Source organism: Microcoleus sp. PH2017_34_RAT_O_A (genome assembly GCF_020737885.1).
Taxonomy (GTDB): Bacteria; Cyanobacteriota; Cyanobacteriia; order Cyanobacteriales; family Microcoleaceae; genus Microcoleus.
This window is the reverse complement of the sequence record NZ_JAEQDD010000015.1, coordinates 161,354-181,190: the sequence shown is the minus strand read 5'-3', so window position 1 is coordinate 181,190 and position 19,837 is coordinate 161,354. Positions and strand designations below refer to the sequence as shown.

The 19,837-nt window shown below is 46.2% G+C and carries 16 protein-coding genes; 10 read left to right on the top strand and 6 right to left on the bottom strand.

Annotation, left to right across the window (positions count from 1 at the left end; all coding sequences use genetic code 11):
- Positions 1–325: 325 nt before the first annotated feature.
- The 4 genes from JGK11_RS07970 (at position 326) to JGK11_RS07955 (ending at position 6,237) form a co-directional block, all read left to right on the top strand.
- A complete protein-coding gene (locus tag JGK11_RS07970; RefSeq protein WP_293211186.1) occupies positions 326–3,778 on the top strand; it encodes a PAS domain S-box protein in 3,453 nt (1,150 codons plus the stop codon).
- 263 nt (positions 3,779–4,041) lie between these two features.
- Positions 4,042–4,428: a response regulator gene (locus tag JGK11_RS07965; protein ID WP_293154432.1), complete on the top strand. Its 387-nt coding sequence runs from the start codon at positions 4,042–4,044 to the stop codon at positions 4,426–4,428.
- Positions 4,429–5,501: 1,073 nt separating this feature from the next.
- Positions 5,502–5,810 carry a DUF1830 domain-containing protein gene (locus tag JGK11_RS07960; protein ID WP_293175572.1) on the top strand — a complete coding sequence of 103 codons (309 nt, stop codon included), beginning with the start codon at positions 5,502–5,504 and terminating at the stop codon, positions 5,808–5,810.
- A gap of 76 nt (positions 5,811–5,886) precedes the next feature.
- Positions 5,887–6,237, top strand: a complete 351-nt coding sequence (locus JGK11_RS07955) for a hypothetical protein (protein WP_293175574.1) — start codon at positions 5,887–5,889, stop codon at positions 6,235–6,237.
- Positions 6,238–6,323: 86 nt separating this feature from the next.
- Here the strand turns inward: JGK11_RS07955 and JGK11_RS07950 are convergent, their stop codons facing one another.
- Positions 6,324–6,677, bottom strand: coding sequence for a DUF6464 family protein (locus JGK11_RS07950; RefSeq protein ID WP_293175576.1), 354 nt, complete (start codon positions 6,675–6,677; stop codon positions 6,324–6,326).
- 127 nt (positions 6,678–6,804) lie between these two features.
- Positions 6,805–7,536: a sucrose-phosphate phosphatase gene (locus JGK11_RS07945; RefSeq protein ID WP_293204477.1), complete on the bottom strand. Its 732-nt coding sequence runs from the start codon at positions 7,534–7,536 to the stop codon at positions 6,805–6,807.
- Between the two features lie 353 nt (positions 7,537–7,889).
- Here JGK11_RS07945 and JGK11_RS07940 point away from each other — a divergent pair, with 353 nt between their 5' ends.
- Positions 7,890–8,168, top strand: coding sequence for a hypothetical protein (locus JGK11_RS07940; protein ID WP_293175580.1), 279 nt, complete (start codon positions 7,890–7,892; stop codon positions 8,166–8,168).
- A 433-nt stretch (positions 8,169–8,601) separates the two neighbouring features.
- Here JGK11_RS07940 and JGK11_RS07935 read toward each other — a convergent pair whose 3' ends face one another.
- A complete protein-coding gene (locus JGK11_RS07935) occupies positions 8,602–11,946 on the bottom strand; it encodes a PAS domain S-box protein (RefSeq protein ID WP_293211184.1) in 3,345 nt (1,114 codons plus the stop codon).
- A 612-nt stretch (positions 11,947–12,558) separates the two neighbouring features.
- On the bottom strand, positions 12,559–13,218 hold the full coding sequence (locus tag JGK11_RS07930) for an HAD family hydrolase (protein WP_293198942.1): 660 nt from the start codon (positions 13,216–13,218) through the stop codon (positions 12,559–12,561).
- A gap of 49 nt (positions 13,219–13,267) precedes the next feature.
- Here JGK11_RS07930 and JGK11_RS07925 point away from each other — a divergent pair, with 49 nt between their 5' ends.
- The 4 genes from JGK11_RS07925 to JGK11_RS07910 all read left to right on the top strand — a co-directional run bounded on the left by JGK11_RS07925 (position 13,268) and on the right by JGK11_RS07910 (position 17,313).
- A complete protein-coding gene (locus tag JGK11_RS07925; RefSeq protein WP_293189804.1) occupies positions 13,268–14,032 on the top strand; it encodes a Uma2 family endonuclease in 765 nt (254 codons plus the stop codon).
- Positions 14,033–14,416: 384 nt separating this feature from the next.
- Complete coding sequence (locus JGK11_RS07920; protein ID WP_293211182.1) at positions 14,417–16,225, top strand: aspartate kinase; 1,809 nt, start codon at positions 14,417–14,419, stop codon at positions 16,223–16,225.
- Positions 16,226–16,387: 162 nt separating this feature from the next.
- Positions 16,388–16,798 carry a hypothetical protein gene (locus tag JGK11_RS07915; protein WP_293189802.1) on the top strand — a complete coding sequence of 137 codons (411 nt, stop codon included), beginning with the start codon at positions 16,388–16,390 and terminating at the stop codon, positions 16,796–16,798.
- 128 nt (positions 16,799–16,926) lie between these two features.
- The gene (locus JGK11_RS07910; protein ID WP_293198941.1) at positions 16,927–17,313 is read left to right on the top strand and encodes a hypothetical protein; all 387 of its coding nucleotides are present in this window, start codon (positions 16,927–16,929) and stop codon (positions 17,311–17,313) included.
- A gap of 57 nt (positions 17,314–17,370) precedes the next feature.
- Here JGK11_RS07910 and dcm read toward each other — a convergent pair whose 3' ends face one another.
- The gene (gene dcm / locus JGK11_RS07905; RefSeq protein ID WP_293175595.1) at positions 17,371–18,333 is read right to left on the bottom strand and encodes a DNA (cytosine-5-)-methyltransferase; all 963 of its coding nucleotides are present in this window, start codon (positions 18,331–18,333) and stop codon (positions 17,371–17,373) included.
- A 261-nt stretch (positions 18,334–18,594) separates the two neighbouring features.
- On the opposite strand from dcm, the gene JGK11_RS07900 reads away from it, so the two are divergent.
- The gene (locus JGK11_RS07900) at positions 18,595–18,978 is read left to right on the top strand and encodes a DUF4346 domain-containing protein (protein ID WP_293211192.1); all 384 of its coding nucleotides are present in this window, start codon (positions 18,595–18,597) and stop codon (positions 18,976–18,978) included.
- Between the two features lie 44 nt (positions 18,979–19,022).
- Here JGK11_RS07900 and JGK11_RS07895 read toward each other — a convergent pair whose 3' ends face one another.
- On the bottom strand, positions 19,023–19,742 hold the full coding sequence (locus tag JGK11_RS07895) for a TPM domain-containing protein (RefSeq protein WP_293211190.1): 720 nt from the start codon (positions 19,740–19,742) through the stop codon (positions 19,023–19,025).
- Positions 19,743–19,837 lie beyond the last annotated feature (95 nt).

Sequence of the window (19,837 nt, the reverse complement as noted above, 5' to 3'; positions counted from 1 at the left end):
TGACAGTTGACAATCAAAAATCTTCAATCCCCAATCGAAAATCCAAAATCCAAAATCCAAAATCGTTTGACAGTTGACAGTTGACAGTTGACAGTTGACCGCAAGAGGGGGATCTGGCCTCAACGGTAAACGATAGATACAAAAGTTGTTAGGCGATTGTTGACACCTAATGATGCAGCGGGCGTCCGAAACGCCGGTAAGCTTTCGCCAAAACTTGGGATTATTAAATTCTAGGATTCGGACGCGATGGCGTCGAGGGATGGAGAGCCCGGTCATTTAACAATACAGGCTGATTTAGATCAATGTTCACAATCAAATGAAAGCAATGGTATTAACGTCAGAGAAAGGCGATCGCGATGACACCGACTGCGAATTAATTTACGCTCCGGCTTCGATTCAACCTCACGGCATCCTGTTGGTGGTGGAATCTACTGTGTTGAAGATTTTGCAAGTTAGCAATAATACTTTTAAGGCGATCGGCATTTACCCGCAAGAACTTTTGGGCAAGTTTTTACATGGATTTGTCGAGACTGAGGAAATTAAGGCGATTCAAAAAGCTTTATGTGAAAACAGCAATCAAACTAACGATATCAGCTTATCATTCAAAATTCAAAACCGCAAGTCTTTTTTTCATGGGACGCTGTATCAATTAAGTTCGGTATTAATTTTTGAACTAGAGCAGGTTGTTTCCCCAAAAGCGAGCAATTATTTCAATTCTTATCATTTAGTCCAAAAGCCGATCGACAAAATCCACAACACGCCAAACCTGCAATTGCTGTGTCAGACAGTGGTAGAAGAGGTGCGGAGGATGATTGGGTTCGATCGGGCGATCGTCTATCAATTTGATGCCACAGGTGCGGGAAAAGTCGTCGCCGAAGATAAAGCAGAAAATTTGGCTCCTTTATTGGGAATGCACTATCCGGCTGCGGATATTCCCCCGCAGGCTAGAAAGCAGTTCACCATGAATTTAATTCGATTTATTCCCGATATTCACTATCAGGCTGTAGAACTAATTCCTGAGTGCAATCCGCTGACCGGTCGCCCCCTGGATATGGGCTTATCTTTGTTGAGAACAGTTTCGCCTTGCCACGTTCAATATCTCAAGAATATGAACATTGGCGCTAGCATGACCGTGACATTAATCAAAGATCGAAAACTCTGGGGATTGATCGCCTGTCACCACCGAACACCAAAGTATATCAACTACGAAACCAGAACGGCTTGCGAACTGGTAGCAAAGTTTGTAAATCTAGAACTCAGCTACAAACAAGATAGCGAAGACCGGGACTATGCAATTAATTTAAAAGAAATTTGCCATAAATTCATCGCTGAAATTTCTCAATCACACTGCTTTGTAGAAGGTTTACTTAAATCCCGAGATGAATTGCTGGCATTAGTGGGCGCTATCGGTGGAGTTGTCTGTGCCAATGAAAATCTAACAGCCATTGGCACAACCCCAGAATTGGGAGAAATCAGAAACTTAATAGCTTGGATAAAACCTCAAATAAATAATGATGTTTTTTATACAGATTCTCTCTCAAAACTGTATCCGCCATCGGAGAAATTCAAGAAAATTGCTAGCGGTTTGCTGGTGCTTGCCATATCCGAGATGCAAAATTATTACATTTTGTGGTTCCGTCCCGAAGCAATTCAAACTGTCAACTGGGCAGGCAAACCCGACTGGCCAATTGAATTTAAACCGGATGGCACCCCATTGATGTCTCCTCGCACTTCCTTTGAGTTGTGGCAAGAAACTGTGAGGTCAAAATCTTTGCCTTGGCTGCCTTGCGAAATCGAAATTGCCCGAGAACTGCGAGTTGCTATTGCTAGCATTGAGTTGCGGAAAATTAACCAGCAGCTCAACTTAGCTTTGTCGGCTACCAAAATTGGATTTTGGGACTGGGACATACAGAAAAATCGCATGGTTTGGTCGAGGGAACATGAAGAGTTGTTTGGATTGGCGCCTGGAACTTTTGGCGGAACAGATCAAAGTTTTGCAGCTTGCGTTCACCCGGAAGATTTAAAAGCTTTGGAGAATGCTAGGAATCAGGCCCTCGCCGAGCGATCGGATTTCTGTCACGAACACCGCGTGGTTTGGCCCGATGGCAGCATTCACTGGATGGAAGGGAAAGGTAAGTTTTTTTACACCGAAACGGGCGAAGCTGTGCGGATGGTGGGCACAGTTACAGAAATTACCGATCGCAAAGCTAAAGAATTACAGTTGCGTTTGTTGGAATCAGTCATCACCACGACTAACGACGCGGTGTTAATTACCGAAGCTGAACCGATTGACGAACCGGGCCCACGAATTCTGTATGTCAACCCAGCTTTCACGCGGATGAGCGGCTATACGCTAGAAGAAGTTGTGGGCAAAACGCCGCGCATCTTGCAAGGAGAAAAAACAAATAGGGCAAGTCTCGATCGCATTCGGAGAGCTTTGAAAACCTGGCAGCCGGTGCGGGTTGACTTGATCAATTACCGCAAAGACGGGACGGAATTTTGGGTAGAATTGAGCATTGTGCCGATCGCAGATGAAACTGGTTGGTTTACCCATTGGGTGGCAGTGCAGCGCGACATTAGCGATCGCAAACAAGCTGAAGCCGCCCTCCAACAGCTCAACGAACTCTTAGAAATGCGAGTTTTGCAGCGCACCAGAGAACTAGAAATTTCTCAAACAGAACTGCGGGAAAGCGAAGCTTTATTTCGTTCTCTGAGCGAGAGTTCTCCTGTCGGCATCTTCAAAATAGATGCTGAGGGGAAATGTACCTATACAAATCCGCGCTGTCAAGCAATTGGTGGCTTCACAGCCGCAGAAGCTTTAGGAGACGGCTGGATGCGATTTGTTCACCCCGAAGATATCAAACTAATTCAGTCTAAGTGGTCGGAATTGCGATCGCCTGGTGAAGAACTTTCCTGCGAATTCCGCCACATCCAGCCAGATGGAACAATCCGGTTTGGTCGGGCAAAAGCAGCTCCGATTTTTGCCGATGGAGGTCAACTAATTGGTTACGTCGGCACAGTCACAGATATCACAGAAAGTCGAGCAATTGAAAAAATGAAAAATGAGTTTATTTCCATTGTGAGCCACGAACTGCGAACGCCGCTGACCTCAATTCGCGGTTCTTTAGGTTTGCTGGCGGCTGGGGTGCTCAAAGATCGACCGGAAACTGCCAAACAGATGTTAGAAATTGCGTCAAGCGATACCGAACGGTTAGTGCGTTTGGTCAACGATATTCTCGATTTAGAGCGACTCGATTCGAGCCAAGTTACCATTGTTAAGCAGTGGTGCGATGTGCAGGTTTTGATGCGGAAGTCTGCGGAAGCTGTGATGTCTGTGGCTGCTGAAAATAAGATTAATTTGTCGATTTTGCCCGCAACGGCACAAATTTGGGCTGACCCGGACAGGATTGTGCAACTGCTGGTAAATTTGTTGAGCAATGCGATTAAATTTTCGGCTCCGGGGTGTACAGTAACTGTCAGGGTTGAAGATTTGGTCGATTCCCTACGGGATAGCTACGCTTCACGGGTTTTATTTGAAGTCAAAGATCGAGGGAGGGGGATTCCTGCTGATAAACTAGAAACTATTTTTGGACGGTTTCAACAGGTCGATGGTTCTGACTCCCGCCAAAAAGGAGGTACGGGTTTGGGTTTGGCTATCTGTCGCAGCATCGTGCAGCAGCACGGAGGCAGAATTTGGGCCGAAAGTGTTGTCTCTGAAGGCACGAGTTTCTATTTCACAGTGCCTGCACCGCCCGAAGGCGAAGGGGAGAAGTTTTGAGATTATTTTCAGTCTTGAACGCACGCACTCTATATAGGGTGGGCACTGCGTATCGGTGTGCATTGCCCACCCTACTAATATCAAATCGCATCGGAATTATTAGCCGAAATGAGGAGACGGCTTGGCCTTAGTCCCTACAATTAATCTGGGGTAGGGACTAAGGCTAAGCCGTCTCCTTTCCTCTATCATGTATGAGCGCAGCCGGAATTGATATAAGTTTTCTTTCAGTTTACGATGATTAATTTAAAATAAGGGTTTTAATTATGTCAGCAAAGCAGATTCTGGTAATCGATGACGAACAAAACCTCTGTAGCGTGATTCAGGCTTGTCTAGAACATTTAGGTGGCTGGAGGGTGCTGATTTCGCCCGAGGCCAGCAAAGGATTGGTTTTAGCTGAAACTCAAGTCCCTGATGCTATTCTACTCGATGTAATGATGCCCGATATGGACGGAGTTACTTTGTTTGGTTTGCTGCAAAAAAATGCGACTACTCGAGAGATTCCGGTGATTTTTCTGACGGCTAAGGTGCAGGCGATGGATTTGAACGAGTTTGCTGATTTGGGGGTAGCAGGGGTGATTGCCAAGCCTTTCGATCCTTTGAGTTTGGCGCAGCAAGTTGCGGGAATTTTGGGTTGGGAAACGTTGCTTTAAGCTGGGGAAAGTTGACTGTTAACTCTCAGCAAAGGAGGACACGGCAATGCCGTTTCTTGCGCCGCAAAATAATCGTAGCACGGGCTCTCTTGCTCTCTTGCCATCGCGCGATCGAGAAATATAACCATCGCAAGCATTTATTGTAGGGACACGGCACTGCCGTGTCCTTTCTGTGGGTAATATTAATTCCGATGCTACCGGATTTGATCTAACGGGGAATTTAAGCCGGATGGCGATCGGAAATCCGGTTTATGGTTCTCAGCCTCTTGCTAAAATCTCGCAATTATCTTGGTGAACCGACTTTCTCCGTCCCGGAAAGTCGAAGTTTTCGGGCTGTTTTCAGAATTTCCTCATTTTTTTGATTTAGCTTTGAGATCGATCGGTGATTGGTTACTTCAAACCCTGATTCCCTAGAAGTTCCAGAGATAACCTCAGGGAGTCGGGGTCTTTTGTTGCCCATAAAGTCGATCGGCTTTATGCGTATTTATACTTAGATTACTGTTGTATAAATTACAGATTGTTGCTCGATCGACCAAATGGTTTAAGCCATACTCCCTAATACAGCGAAGTTGGTAGGGAAAAACCCGGTTTCTGCCTAAGTGTTATAATCCATGCTTTGAGCAAAATATATTGATTTAAAACAATGACGATCTTCATAATTTCCTCATATTTTTTAGATAATGTTTATCCCAGGTTCTTCAAGTGAAGGTCGCACTCTCAGTAGCATCCGGCTGCCAAAAAACAAACCTGTTGTCAGGAGAGTTTGGTGAGTGACGGTACTTTTGATTGAGGAGTGCGACAACACAACCAACCTGAATCAATCAGGGGTTAGGCACTGCATACCAACCAAACTGGGTTTTTCAACCGGAAAAAACTGGTTTCGGTGCAAGTATTCTAAGTGTTGGCAGGAAAAATCAATCAAAAATAAATTAATAACTGAGGATGTGATTCGTGCTGTCGAATAACGTCGAGAAAATAAGTAGGTCATTTTGTCAACAGCCAAACTCGCAATTGCGACGAATAGGCAAAGCGAAGTCTGAGTAAGTTTTTTAAAGAGTGTGGAGATTTCTCAAATGTCATATCAGCTATCTTCTCAAGGTAACAACCAAATCTTGTGCTATTACGCCAATGCTACTAACCAAATTCAGGTTTTGCGGATTGGAAACATTCCTAATTGGTACTTTGAAAGAGTGATGTTTCCGGGGCAGCGAATGATGTTTGAAGCTGCGGCAACAGCAGTATTAGAAATTCATACAGGCGCGGTGGCAAGTGCTATTTTATCGGACAATATTCCCTGCTACGTGCTGCGGGTTATAGAAGAGGTAAGTTCTGAGTTCGATCGGGTTATTCCGGAAGCAAAATATGCGGTATTAGCGCGCTAAAGTTCCGGAGAAATGAGACGAACTGGATCGGGGGCAACAAATATCTAAGTTCAGTAGTATTTGGGAAATTGGGAAAATGCAGAAAAATCTTGTCAATATCACCTTGGGCGTAGTCACAGAGGAAGTAGAAATTATCTTGGGGTCTTATCCCAACCATCCCCACCAACAGGTTTTTTCACACTCGGGCTTGCGGCAGGATTTAATTGCTTACGTGCTGAGCAGAGTTCCTAATAAATATACTGCGATCGACTCCGGCGAGTCAGCGAACCAAAAAGTTCAGGTTCGCTGTTCTTCAGAACAGTTGCTACAGATAGAAAATTTGATTCATACTGGCATTCGCGACTTACTGCACAGCTATCAGAAGGTAGATTATCGCGTTCGGGAAGAAGTTAAATTCGATTCTAGAGTTGGTAGTTGGTTTAGATAGTTTTCGGTAATTGAGGGAGATGCCGAGATCCTCGGCACTCTCGATCGCCCGATCGAGCTAAAATTGTCTGTACGCAGAGCTTGCATTCAACACTTTTGGTAATCGCGGCAGCCCTCGCAGGGGCCATTGGGGTTGACAGCACAGCGCAGAATTTCCGATCGAGCGTTAAAGTGGCAGCTAGCAACTCCGATAACCCAGATGCCGCTGACAAATGTTCTTTCCGTCGGCAGTGCGGCAGACTGCACGTACAAGGCAATTTTTTGCAGTTGGTAGCGCCCGGATTTGAGTTGATAGCGGTGGTGGCGTTCCAAGACAGCGTAGGTTTTTCCCTCTAAATCCAGATAGTTCCCCGGTTGTGGCGTCCAATCCAGCCGAATGTTCCCTAGGGATTGGCGGGAGTGAGAGAGAATCACTTCTACTGGTAAAGTATTTTGTTCCATGTGCGGTGCGACAAGCGAGTACAAGCTGATGGTATCGCAATCTCCGTGTTTGTAGTGAGGACTTCAGTCCTCTGATCTTATGAGGACTAAAGTCCTCACTACGAACCTTTAATGGCCTTTTATACCATCAAAATTCCCAAAAATAAGTCATTCCTTCCATGATTCCCCCAGCGCAAGCAGAGCCAGCTAAATAATGATTTTCAGTACCATATTCGCGATGCCATGCTAAGAGTTCTGACATAGCATTAGCAACGATTATTCCCCGAACATCCTGTTCAAACATACTAATATCATTGCCAGAATCGCCGCAAACTAATGTTGCGTCCGATGGAATTTGGAGGCGCTGTTGTAAATAAGTTAGGGCATTGCCTTTATTGCTAGTTTTTGGTAAGATATCTAGATCGCGATTGCTGCTAAAAATGATTTGAGCGGCTAGTCCCGATGCGGTTAATTTTTGCTGCAATTCCTGGAGAATCGAGCTGTTGTCTGCTTCTGGTTCCAGACAATAACTGATTTTCCAAGGATTTTGTTCTGTTAGGGATTGGGGTTTAAGCTGCTTAAACTGTTGAGCTAAAGAGGCGATCGCAATTTTATCCCAGTTTTGAGAAATATATTCCGCCCAATCTAAATCGAGGGTGGCATTTTGGTAAATCTCGCTGCCTACACCTGCGATCGTATAGTCGGGGGCTAGCAGTTGCTTTTGGGAAATTAACTCGCAGGTTGAAGCATGGGAACGCCCGGTAGCGTAAACTAAACAAATTTGCGATCGCTTTGATCGCAAGTGCTGGTTTAAAAGTTGAGTTGCTTCGTCATCTCCGACTAATGTGTTGTCTAAATCTGTCACTAATAAGAATTTCATTTTGATAATTGGGAATTGTTCAGTTGACAGTTGACAGTTGACAGTTGACAGTTGACAGTTGACAGTTGATAGTTGACCGATTGAGGACACTTGACAAAGGAAGTCCGAGGATTGGACTAATGAATAGTCTGATTTTAATTTCTCCCGATCGGGCGGGCGGGCTTTCAACCAATTGTTTCTGGTAATTCCTTAATTACAAGACTTAATTACAAGAATAAAATTATCTTAGTTTTTGTGATCTTTTGTTGGTTTGTGGTGCGACAGGGGGCGTCAAGCTGCCACAATGGATTAGGTTCAGGATAACTCAAGTCCAGAAGTTGCGCTAGCGAGGGAGTCTGTCAGACGAAAGGCTGATGGGGGTTGAGGTGGAAGTGTCGCAGCTATCGGGGAGAAGGGCTGGCGGATTGATTGAATTGTCGATCGAGCTTTATGACAAGATACAGCACGCGGGCGATCGCAGCAACAGCCCCAAAAGTAAGGGGGCAATTCGTAAATTGCCCCCAAATGAGTTAGAAATTACAAACTTTCCTCAGTCTGAAAAAGCTACTGAAGTCGGTACAGTGCCGAAACTAGCAGCCAGACTGACACCTCTGATCTCCTTAGTATACAACAAGAGGCGACAGAAGTCATAGGATTTGAGATTTTAGATTTGGGAATCACTGATATGGTGTCCGCTGGATTAACCGGACTACGAAAGGTTTGTAGTGCGGACTTCAGTCCGTAAAATGCTGCGGACTGAAGTCCGCACTACAAACCATTTTTGTTATGGTAATCGACCGGACATGATATGATTAGTATCTGTAGGTTGCGTCGCAGAAATATCGTACCAAAAAAAGAGCGAAAATCGAGCGACGCCAAGCACGAAAATATGTGAGAAAACAACGATTTTTTTTTCTTGGTATTAGATCGAATATGGTACAAGGTGGAAGAAACGAGCTTAGGATCGCATATTAAATAATTTACACTCTTGAAAGTGGGATGGGCGTCCCGCCCGTACACAAAGGACGGGGGGGACGCCCATCCCACAAGAACAATAAAGATTATAAGTTATTTAATTCTCATTTCTTATTGAATTGGAAGTTCGATGATAAATTCAGTGCCTTTCCCAGGTTCCGAGAGGCACTGCAATTTACCTTTGTGTTTTTCAACCACAATTTGATGCGAAATTGACAAACCCAAACCGGTGCCTTTACCTACGGGCTTTGTGGTAAAAAATGGGTCAAATAAACGCACGATATTATCTTGGGGAATTCCCGGGCCGTTGTCTGAGATGCGAATATAAATTCTATTGTTATCAATCATTTCAGTTTTGATTGTGATTGCTGGAAAACTTGAATTGGGGGTATTTGTGGCTGGGCTGCTGCTTTCTTCTAAAGCGTCGATTGCATTTGCCAAGATATTCATAAATACCTGATTGAGCTGTCCGGGATGACATGGTATTTTTGGCAGTTCTCCGTATTCTTTAATTACTTCAATTCCCTGCCAGTGTGCCTTGGCTTTTAGCCTGCTGTTCAACATTAACAAGGTACTTTCTAAACCTTCGTGAAGGTCGGCAGGCTTGAATTTAGCTTCGTCTGCCCGGGAAAAATTGCGGAGAGTTTGAATGATTTCTACAATTCGATCGCATCCTGTGTGCATCGAATTTAGCAATTTGGGCAGGTCTTCTGCTAAAAATTCTAAGTCTATATCTTCAGCTTGTTTCTGAATTTTGGCTGGGGGATTCGGCAATTCTTCTCGATACATCTGCACGATGTCTAGCAAGTCGAGAACGTAGCCGCGGACGTGGCAGAGATTGCCGGCGACAAAGCCAACTGGGTTGTTAATTTCGTGGGCAATTCCTGCTAGCACTTGCCCGAGGGAAGACATTTTTTCGGTTTGGACTAATTGCATTTGAGTTTGTTGCAATTCGCGCAAAGCTGTTTGCAATTCCTGGGATTTTTGTCGATCGCGATCGGCAGCAGCAGCCCGTTCTTCCTCAACTCCGATCGCCCCAGCGATAATTCCGATCAGCTTGCAGTCGGCTTCTGTGGGTGCGATCGACTCGGTGTAGACTACGCACACGGCACCCACGTAATTCTCACCCAGCCTGACTGCTTGTCCCAGATAGCTTTTGAGTTGGTAGCGGATGACAGCGGGATCGATTTCGCCGTAAATAGTGTTCTGTAAGTCAGGAATCGCCACAGCCCGATCGCTGGCTTGGTGGCAGACATCGGTGCAGACATGGCCTTCGGCGCGATCGACCTCTGGGTAATCGGGCGGCGCTTGCCAAGTCGCGATCGCGCGCAGCAGCCCGCCACCGACGTGGCTGTAGATGGCGCTGCTTCCCCCCAAAAGCTCGCCGGCTAAGGATGTCAGGCGCTGAATGTTCAAGCCCGCGTCGGTGGTGAATCCCAAAAAGCACTCGTTGATTTTGCTGAGGCGGTACTCTGCTTGTCTGCGCGCCGTCATGTCGCGAGAGTTGATCGCAATTCCGTTCACAGCGGGGTCTGCTAGCAAGTTGATGCCGACTCCTTCGAGAAAACACCAAGAACCGTCAGGGCGCCGGAACCGACCTTTGAGGGCGATCGGATCGCCGGGATTTGCGAGCAGTTTTTCGCCGTCGGAAATCGCCGAGGGCAGGTCGTCAGGGTGAATGAAATCGAGGGCAATTTGACCGATGAGTTCCTCTGGTTCGTAGTCCAAGACTGTTTCTACAGAAGGGCTTTCGTAAACAATGCGACCGCAGCCGTCGAGAATGGTAATGATGTCGGAACTGTTGAGAATTAGCGATCGCCACTTAGCTTCATTTTGCAGTAAAGCTGATTCGGCAAGTTTGCGATCGGTAATATCCTCTACCATTTCCAAAATAAACTGTGGCGTTTCGTGACTGCTGTGGATGACAGAGGCGCTGAGGCGTCCCCACCTGATGCTGCCGTCTAGGCGGAGGTAGCGCTTCTCGATTTGGTAAGCTTCGCGCGATCCTGAGACCAACTGTTGGCGCAAGTGGCGATCGGACTGTGCGTCTTCCGGGTGTGCCCAGTCGTCGATGCCGGCGCCGCGCAGTTCGGCTTCCGATCGCCCCAGCATAGCTTGAAATGCCGGATTAGTCGCGATCGCCACGCCTTCGAGGGTAGCCACTGTCATGCCGATCGCAGCGCGTTCAAAAATTGCCCGAAACCGCTGTTCGCTGTCCCGTAAAGCTGCCTCTGCTTCGACTTCCTGAGTGATGTCCCGCCCCGCCACTGCCATGCCTTTGCGGGAACCGTCGGGGTTAAACAGCGGCACTTTCCGCACTTCAAACCAATTGCTGCCGCCTGTAGGTAAGGAGACAACTTGGCGGGTGCAAGTCAGAGTACCGGCTTCCCAGGTAGTTTCCTCGGTTTCTTGCCAAGTTAGCAGGATTTCTCTGACTCTCGGATCGGCAGTAGCAGCAAGTTCGGCGGTAGTTTTGCCCTGGTAGTCTGAGGTATCGAGGCCCAAAAGTTGGAGGGCGCAGTCGTTAGCAATCAGCCAGCGCCCCTCGCTGTCTGTGAGGTTGACTGCGTCGGGTACGGCATCGATCGCGGTTTTCAGCCAATATTCTCGATCGCCCAGGGCTGCTTCAGCGCGCTTGCGATCGGCGATTTCGGCGACGGTTCCCTCGTAGTAAAGGAGTTCGCCGTTTTCGCCCTCAACTTCGCGCACGTTTTCCGAGATCCAGGTAGTGCTGCCGTCCCGGCGGAGTATGCAGGACTCAAACTCTTTCAGGGAGCCTTTTTTGGTAATAGTAGCGACGAATTGGGCGCGGCGGGTGCGATCGACATAAATGTTTGTTGCCGAACATTTTGCGATCAGTTCTGACGGAGAATCGTAGCCGTAGATGCGGGCGAGTGCCGGGTTGGCGCTGAGGTAGCGCCCGTCTGGGGCGATTTGAAATATGCCTTCGGTGGCGTTTTCAAAGATGCTGCGGTATTTTGCCTCGGCTTGTTTGAGGGCTTCTTCTGCTTGAATGCGATCGGTGATCTCAGCTTGGACGCCGATGAAGTGGGTAACGGTGCCGCTGCTATCGCGCACCGGTGAGATGGTGAGTTCATTCCAGAAGGGCGTGCCGTCTTTGCGGTAGTTTTTCAGAACTACTTTGCAGTCGTGTTGTTCTCGCAGGGCTGCGCGGATGCGATCGACGGCTGCGCGATCGGTATCCGGGCCTTGCAGGAAACGGCAGTTGTGTCCGATGATTTCGCTGCGATCGTAGCCTGTAATCTTCTCGAAGGCTGGGTTGCAGTAGACGATTGGGTTGTCCGGAAGTGTAGCGTCCGCGATCGCGATGCCGTTGCTGGTAGCTGCCAGGGCGCGATCGTACAGCCTCCATACTTCTTCTATTAAATTCGGTGCATTGGGGCCGGTACGATTCGGCGATAGATTGTCAAAAGGAATACTTATATCGATCTGCATAAGTTTTTATAGATTGAGTTTATTATCGATCGCGATCGGCAGCATACCCTGCAATTTTAACAAAAATTTCCTATTTTCTTATATAGCCTTTCTCAAAAAGATGAGGTATGACTGACAGCTTATATAACCCTTAAATTAAGAGGGCCCTCTTCCCAACAACGTCCGCGAATATGAGAGCTAGATCCACTATATGTCGAAGTTAGAAAATCATCCTCCAAAATTTATGCATTAAATTATACCAACAATAAATCAGTGTGCCGGGTTTTTCTTGCCTTCTACCTTGTAATTTTTGCATTCAAACGACTCTTACCCGTTAACTTATAATAGTTGTTGTCGCGCCTTCTCTATCTCTGGTATAGTTTATACCATTTGAGATTTTAGACTTTAGATTGGGACTTGCTGATGAATCTCGCAGTTGGGAGTTTACCTACAGTTGCATTCATTTTTAAAACTAATATTAATTAACAGCGTTTAGTCGGCTTACTGCTGCCGGCAATAAAGTTTTACCTCTAGAGCCAAAATAGAAACTCTAGCTCTAGTGAAATGTTTTTAATCAAATCTTTTTTAGTTGTTAAACGATCCAAACTATTCTGAAAAAAAACCGAGTCAAGATTAATTTTGAACGATCGCAGCCAGTTCGGAAATATCATCGATCGCAAAAGTCGGTGCTAGGGCCAGACACTCAGCGCGATCGCCATATCCGTAAGCCGCCCAACAAACATCTATCCCAGCATTTTTAGCAAACAGCAAATCAACCGCTGTATCGCCAACCATTAACACTTGACTGTTATCCAAATCCGGGAACAGCGGTTTAATTATCGAGTGAAAAACACTTGGATTGGGTTTTTGAATAATTTGTCCGTCATCACCTAAAATCAAATCAAAAAAACCGTTAATTCTCAACTTTTCCAGGAACAGATTTACAAAACTCAGGTGTTTGTTGCTGAAAACTATCAAGCTCAATCCCGACTTGCTCGCCAACTGCAAAATTTGCTTGGTACCAGGAAATAAATCGAGCTGCTTTTCACCTTCAGTCCGATAATAAGAGCGGTAAGTTTCAACCCATTCGGGAATTGCGCTTTCCTCGATCGCCGGATGAAGCATTTTAAAAGTATTTGGTAAATTAATGCCGATCGTCCCTTGAATTATATCTGCCTCAGGCGGTGTATTACCAAAACTTTCAAAAGTTTTAGTAATGCAAGATATAATGGCTTTATGAGTAATTGCCAAAGTGCCGTCAAAGTCGAAAATAATTAACTTGTACTGACTCATATTCCGTTCCCAGTGTGAAGTATAATCTTTAAACATTCAAGAGGTCAAGATGAATGTCACCGAAAAACCCGAATTTTTAGCAACAGACTTTCCAGACCACACTCAATTACCAGACTCCGACGGTACTTTTGTGAAAAACTTTCAAGAACACCCTCAAAGCATCCTCTTAACAACATCAATTAGACCTATTCTAGACCAAGTTCATCCCGACGGACAATACTGCATCGGTCAAGATTCAGGTATTTACTGGCGAGTAGCGCAACCCCCGGAACCGCCCGAAAAAGGAGCCGAAGCACCAGATTGGTTTTACGTGCCCGACGTGCCGCCAACTCTCGACGGAAATATGCGGCGTTCCTATGTGATGTGGAAAGAATTAATGCCGCCGTTAATTATACTAGAATTTGTTTCGGGAGATGGCAGCGAAGAAAGAGATAAAACTCCCAAAAAGGGGAAATTCTGGATTTACGAACGGATTATTAGACCTGCTTTTTACGGAATTTATGAAGTCAAAAAAGCCAAAATAGAATGCTATCATTTGGTAGAAGATAGATTTGAGTTAATGTCAGAAAATCAGCGCGGACATTACCAAATCGAGCCAATGGGATTGGAATTGGGCATTTGGCAAGGAGTTTATCAGGGCGTAGAACTGCCTTGGCTGCGCTGGTGGGATGCTGAGGGGAATTTGCTGCTGGCCGCTGATGAACGGGCAGAACAAGCCGAATTAGCAGCAGAACAAGAACGACAAAGGCGCATAGAAGCTGAGTTGCGAATTCAAGCTTTAGAAGCGCGTTTGCGAGAGTTAGAAGGCAGCTAATAGGTAGCCAGAAACCGGGTTTTTCCGCCAAAATATTCGCAAAAAATCCTCAATCTCCCAAAAACCCGGTTTCTTTGAACCTACCAGAAAGAATTGTTAAAATCAGACTATTCATTACTCCAATCCTCGGACTTAAGGGTAGAGGTCGCTCTCAAACTGTCAACTGTCAACTGTCAACTGTCAACTGTCAACTGTTGAAGCAGCGGTGACGAGAAACCGGGTTTTTTCGCCCAAGTATTCGATTCAAACCCTCAATCTCGCCAAAAACCCGGTTTCTTGATTGGCAGCTACCAGCCCCAAAAACAAGATTGACATCGGTTCTAATCCAGAATTTGCGTATATTAATTGATTAGTAAAGTATTGCATCACTTTTGTGTAAGTCCTATGGCACTAATTGTTCAGAAATATGGTGGAACATCGGTTGGTACAGTCGATCGCATTTTAGAAGTAGCCCGACGAGTAGTCAAAACAGTACAGCTTGGAAACTCCCTCGTCGTCGTACTTTCAGCAATGGGGAAAACCACCGACGGTTTAGTGAAACTCGCTAAGGAAATTTCCCCAAATCCCAACAAACGGGAAATGGATATGTTGCTTTCCACTGGGGAACAAGTATCGATCGCACTTTTGAGTATGGCATTGCAGGAAATGGGACAGCCCGCAATTTCCCTCACCGGCGCCCAAGTCGGCATCGTCACCGAAGCCGCCCACACCCGCGCCCGGATTTTGCGAATCGATCCGGCGCGCATGGAAACCCAGTTAAATAGCGGAAAAGTTGTCGTCGTTGCCGGTTTTCAAGGCATCGCCGACGCCGGAGAATTGGAAATCACCACCTTGGGGCGCGGCGGTTCCGATACCACAGCAGTAGCCCTCGCCGCAGCGCTGCGGGCCGACAGATGCGAAATTTATACCGACGTGCCCGGAATTCTAACTACAGATCCGCGCTTGGTAGCCGACGCGCAATTGATGGATGAGATCACCTGCGACGAAATGCTGGAATTGGCGAGTTTGGGTGCAAAAGTCCTGCATCCGCGCGCGGTAGAGATTGCCAAAAATTACGGCGTGCCGCTGATCGTGCTTTCTAGCTGGAGTGACGCCCCCGGTACGCGGGTGGTGTCGCCTCCCCCCCAACCCCGGCCTTTGGAGGGCTTGGAGCTCGCAAAAGCGGTCGATGCGGTGGAATTTGACTTGGATCAGGCGGGGGTGTCGCTGTTGCGTTTGCCCGATCGCCCGGGAGTAGCAGCGCGGTTGTTTGGTGCGATCGCGCAGCAAAATCTCGATGTAGACTTAATTATCCAATCAATTCACGAAGGAAATACGAACGATATCGCCTTTACAGTCAGGCGAAATTCGCTGAATCAAGCTGTCGCGGTTGCAGATGCAATTGTCCCCGCCTTGGGTAAGAATTCTCGCCCAGAATTGGGGGAACCCGAAGTGAAAGCAGAGGAACGACCCATAGCTAAAGTTAGCATTGCGGGTGCGGGAATGATCGGGCGGCCGAGGGTAGCAGCCGAGATGTTTAAGACTTTGGCGGATGCGGGAATTAACATTCAGATGATTTCCACTTCCGAGGTCAAAGTTAGTTGTACGATCGATGCTACGGATTGCGATCGGGCAGTTGCCGAACTCTGCAAAGCATTTGATGTCGCCAACTCCCCTGTCGGGCTGCATTCCTCATCGAACAAACCGCCCGCAGTCAGGGCTGTAGCGTTGGATCTCAATCAAGCGCGTCTGGCAATTCGCCAATTACCCGATCGCCCCGGAGTAGCAGCAAAACTGTTCGGACTGTTAGCCGAAGAAAATATCAGCGTAGATACAATCATTCAATCGCAACGCTGCCACAATATCGACGGCATCTTAACACGCGACATAGCATTTACCGTAGCACAAATAGACGCCGCCGCAGCTAAAGAAGTCCTAGAAAAATCAGCAGTTGAATTCGGCTGGGGCGAAGTCGCAGTCGATACAGAAATCGCCAAAGTTAGCGTAGTTGGTTCCGGGATGGTAGCGCATCCGGGAGTAGCGGCAAAGATGTTTGAAGCGCTTTCGCAGCACAAAATCAACATTCAAATGATTGCGACTTCTGAGATTAAGATTAGCTGCGTTGTGGATGAGGCGCAGGGTGTCACAGCTTTGAAAGCAATTCACGCCGCGTTTGAGCTTTCGGGGAGTGAAAGAATCCAAGTTCCCGCCTGATAAAGGTTCGGACTCAGGACTTTAGTCCTTTCTTACAGGTTTGTAGTAAGGACTTCAGTCCTAATTTATTATGAACTAGCAACAAAAGTTCTTACTGCAAATTCCCGAGCATTAAACTGTGTTAGGATCGAATTGGCGATCGACTAAAAGGAATTTAATCTTATGACAGTAGCTAACGAACAGATTACTGATGCCAGCAGCAATAGCGGTTTATCGAATTTTCGCATCACTGTTGAAGGTCTGCTAGAACTTTTAGATTTAGAAGAAGAGGATGAGTACGGAATTTTAAGACCAACTGAATATGCTTTCAGGACAGCGATGAAATTAATTGCTGAAGCCTATGATAGTATGGGGAACAGTTTTCCTAAATGCTCGATTGGTACAGATGACCAAGGTAGTATTAGACTGGCTTGGCAAAATCTAAATACTGATTGTAGAGTCAGGTTATTCTGCCCATCTAATGCCGAGGGGAAAGCTTACATTTATCATCAGAAGAATCAGGAATATAAATCGGAAGATCTCATTTCCGCGTCAACGTTAGTTCATTGGCTAGAGTGGTTTAACCAGGTATGACTGATAAATTTTAGAGGAGTCACTCAGATGCAGTCTTAAATATGTAATGAAGTGCTATAATAATTATTGTTCGTGGATAAAATTTATCCAATTTGTTCTGCGAATGACATTTTTATGACTAAATACTTATGACTACAAACTATGAATTCGATTCTTTAGCTGACAGTGCTATTGTCTATAGAGCTTTACTTCGGAGACAATGGATTGATGAAACCAGCGATATAGTTTTACTTTTCGCTTATTTACTTCGACCCAATGAGCCTGGTTTATCGGTAACAATTGCCAGTGTTTGTTCACCCGAACAATGTGCAGCAAAGTTCAACAATTGTTTCGGAGTTGCTAGTCTGCAAGTAGGACAAATTCGTGAATTAGGTTTAGATGCAGTACCTGATTCAGCATCCCACGCTCTGATTGTCGGTTTACCTCAGGTGAAAGATGACCGAGACAGGGCTGAAAGATTAGCTGATTTGTTAGCAGAGCGATCGAGAATTGTATGGACACCTTCGCAAACATAGCTGAGCAAGTTTTCAGATTAAATCCGGGTTAAAAACCCCTGATAATACTCGGCGGTTTCAACCGTCGAGTATTTCTTTCGCGATCGCCTCCACCACCGGCACGCAAACCGAATTTCCAATTTGCTTGTAACTTTCCCCCGCACTCGGATAACTCTTAAAATCTTCAGGAAAACCCATCAGACGGTAGCATTCCTTCAGCGTCAGCTTTCGCACCAAATCTCGATCGCGAAAATAGATAAAAAACCTGCCCGATGTTTCTTGCGAAGGAATTGTCGGATGCACGCCATCCACCGAATAAATGCGATTCGGCTGTCTGTGAACTCTCGATAAATGTTCTGTATTCGGCCTGACGCCAGTTTTCCAAGTACCTTTATTCCTATAGCCTACAAATAACAATCCCGAATCCTGCTTTCTCGGATATTCAATTAAAGTATACTCGGATTTGTCCAATATTTCAAAATCTCCTGTCTCGTCTAGAAATTCCCTGAGTTTTGGCGGAAACTTGGTTTTAAGTCGAAAAAAATTGAATTCTTTACCCTTAGTTGCAATAATGAATATTCGTTCGCGATGTTGAGGAATGCCAAAGTCTTTAGCATTTAGAATTTGATGATTTACGCTGTATCCCAAATCTTCAAGACTGGCAATAATTACTTTTAAGGTGTTTCCCTTGTCGTGATGGATTAAATGCTTGACATTTTCCAGAACAACTACTTGAGGTTGCTTTACTTTAATAATTTTACAAATCTCGAAAAACAGCGTCCCTCTAGTATCTTCAAAACCCAGCTTTTTGCCGCAGATGCTAAAAGGTTGGCACGGAAACCCAGCTACTAAAACATCAAAGTCTGCCAACTCGGCTGGATTGATGTTACTGATGTCTGGAAAAGGCAATTCTCCGAAATTATCTGCGTACACTTCCCGGCATTTGCTGTTAATTTCGCAGGAAAAAACACATTCAAAGCCCATTTTTTCAAAACCTTGTCTGAAACCTCCTATGCCTGAAAATAAGTCTATAAATTTCATCTATAATTTAACGTAAAACATTACTAAATCTAATAATAACAGATTTTGTTCCTCTCTCTTCTTCCACTCTGCGCTCTCTGCGCTCTCTGTGGTTCAAAAAACTAATCTAAACAAAAACCGACATCCCACAGGGAATTGCCGTGTATGCAGATATCGGGTAGAATGTCGATCGCCCAAAAAACTCCCAAACTTGTCCCGCAGCCCACTAAACTAGAAATAGCAGAACCAAATACAGCCATTATCTACTTCCTTTCACCAACCATGAGTCAAACCTTGGAAAACCTCACCGCCATCGACGACAAGCTGTCCAAACGCCACATCGACCTCGATCCGGGCGGCTACTTCATCATTTACATCGATCGCGAAACCAGCCTAATTTGCGCCAAACACTTCACCAACATTATCGACGATCGCGGCCTCGCCGTCGATCCCGAAACCGGCAAACCCATCCCCGCCCGCGGCAAAGTAGAACGCACTCAGTGCACGCTTTTTAGCGGCAGAACCGCCAAAGAACTTTGCGTCAAAATCCTAGAAGAAACCCGCCCCAGCCCGGTGACAATGTTCGATCACGCGGCTTATCTGGGACGGGAATTTGTGCGGGCAGAACTTGCTTTGTTGAGCGATCGAGAATACGTTCAAGATTAGTCCCAGCGTCAACTGTCAACTGTCAACTGTCAACTGTCAACTGTTCAAGAAAAACCTTGGTACCAGAAATAAGTCACCATCGGAATCACTGTCGCCAACACCAACAGCACAACCACAACAACTGTGGCATTACCTTGGTCTGTTTCTTCAGCTTTTTTAAACGTGCCTTCAACTTGAATGTTATCAACAACTTTAGGCGCGCCCGGATCTGGTTCGCCGGACATCACAGTCGCAATCCGGGAACTAGCTTCGGAAAATGCCTCGTTGTATTTATTACCTTCTCGCAGCGGCACTTGCACAGTTTCCCCAGCTACACTCTGGGCAATTTCATCGCTTAGCAGTGACTTTACCCCTTCGCCGGTGCGAATTGCCGCGCTGTTGGTAACAGTGTCGAGAACGAGTAAAATTTGGTTATCCTGGTCTTCTTTTGCGGGAAACCACTGTTCAAACAGTTGGTCGGTGAAAGTCGCAGCCGTTTCGCCGTAGTCTAGGCGGTGGATAGTGACAAACCTGACTTGTTTTCCTGTTTTCTGTTCCAGGGTGTCGAGCACGCTGCTGACGTTGCTTTCGGTACTCCGGCTGAGTACGTCGCCTTTGTCCCACACCCAAGTTCGATCGCCCGCCGACAACACTGGTATTTCGTAAACGCCCGTCGCCAATGCCGGCAATACCGCTATCTGGGATGCGATCAGGACGATCGCGATCGCCACAGCCGCTTGTTGGAGATAATTTCTCCAGTTAAATAATTGCTCTAGTCTAGTCATCAGAAAAATGGGTTTGAAACCCCGTCCTTTCAGGACGGCTTTACATTTGTTGTTACTACCGCCTTGGAGTCGCAAGAGTTCGGTGTGATGAAAGT

Coding starts and splice junctions, on each gene's coding strand:
- dcm (WP_293175595.1), bottom strand. CDS start 18,333: ATGAAATTTATAGACTTATTTTCAGGCATAGGAGGTTTCAGACAAGGT.
- JGK11_RS07945 (WP_293204477.1), bottom strand. CDS start 7,536: ATGAAATTCTTATTAGTGACAGATTTAGACAACACATTAGTCGGAGAT.
- JGK11_RS07950 (WP_293175576.1), bottom strand. CDS start 6,677: ATGGAACAAAATACTTTACCAGTAGAAGTGATTCTCTCTCACTCCCGC.
- JGK11_RS07925 (WP_293189804.1), top strand. CDS start 13,268: ATGAATGTCACCGAAAAACCCGAATTTTTAGCAACAGACTTTCCAGAC.
- JGK11_RS07965 (WP_293154432.1), top strand. CDS start 4,042: ATGTCAGCAAAGCAGATTCTGGTAATCGATGACGAACAAAACCTCTGT.
- JGK11_RS07920 (WP_293211182.1), top strand. CDS start 14,417: ATGGCACTAATTGTTCAGAAATATGGTGGAACATCGGTTGGTACAGTC.
- JGK11_RS07910 (WP_293198941.1), top strand. CDS start 16,927: ATGACTACAAACTATGAATTCGATTCTTTAGCTGACAGTGCTATTGTC.
- JGK11_RS07900 (WP_293211192.1), top strand. CDS start 18,595: ATGAGTCAAACCTTGGAAAACCTCACCGCCATCGACGACAAGCTGTCC.
- JGK11_RS07970 (WP_293211186.1), top strand. CDS start 326: ATGGTATTAACGTCAGAGAAAGGCGATCGCGATGACACCGACTGCGAA.
- JGK11_RS07935 (WP_293211184.1), bottom strand. CDS start 11,946: ATGCAGATCGATATAAGTATTCCTTTTGACAATCTATCGCCGAATCGT.
- JGK11_RS07930 (WP_293198942.1), bottom strand. CDS start 13,218: ATGAGTCAGTACAAGTTAATTATTTTCGACTTTGACGGCACTTTGGCA.
- JGK11_RS07955 (WP_293175574.1), top strand. CDS start 5,887: ATGCAGAAAAATCTTGTCAATATCACCTTGGGCGTAGTCACAGAGGAA.
- JGK11_RS07915 (WP_293189802.1), top strand. CDS start 16,388: ATGACAGTAGCTAACGAACAGATTACTGATGCCAGCAGCAATAGCGGT.
- JGK11_RS07940 (WP_293175580.1), top strand. CDS start 7,890: ATGGGGGTTGAGGTGGAAGTGTCGCAGCTATCGGGGAGAAGGGCTGGC.
- JGK11_RS07895 (WP_293211190.1), bottom strand. CDS start 19,742: ATGACTAGACTAGAGCAATTATTTAACTGGAGAAATTATCTCCAACAA.
- JGK11_RS07960 (WP_293175572.1), top strand. CDS start 5,502: ATGTCATATCAGCTATCTTCTCAAGGTAACAACCAAATCTTGTGCTAT.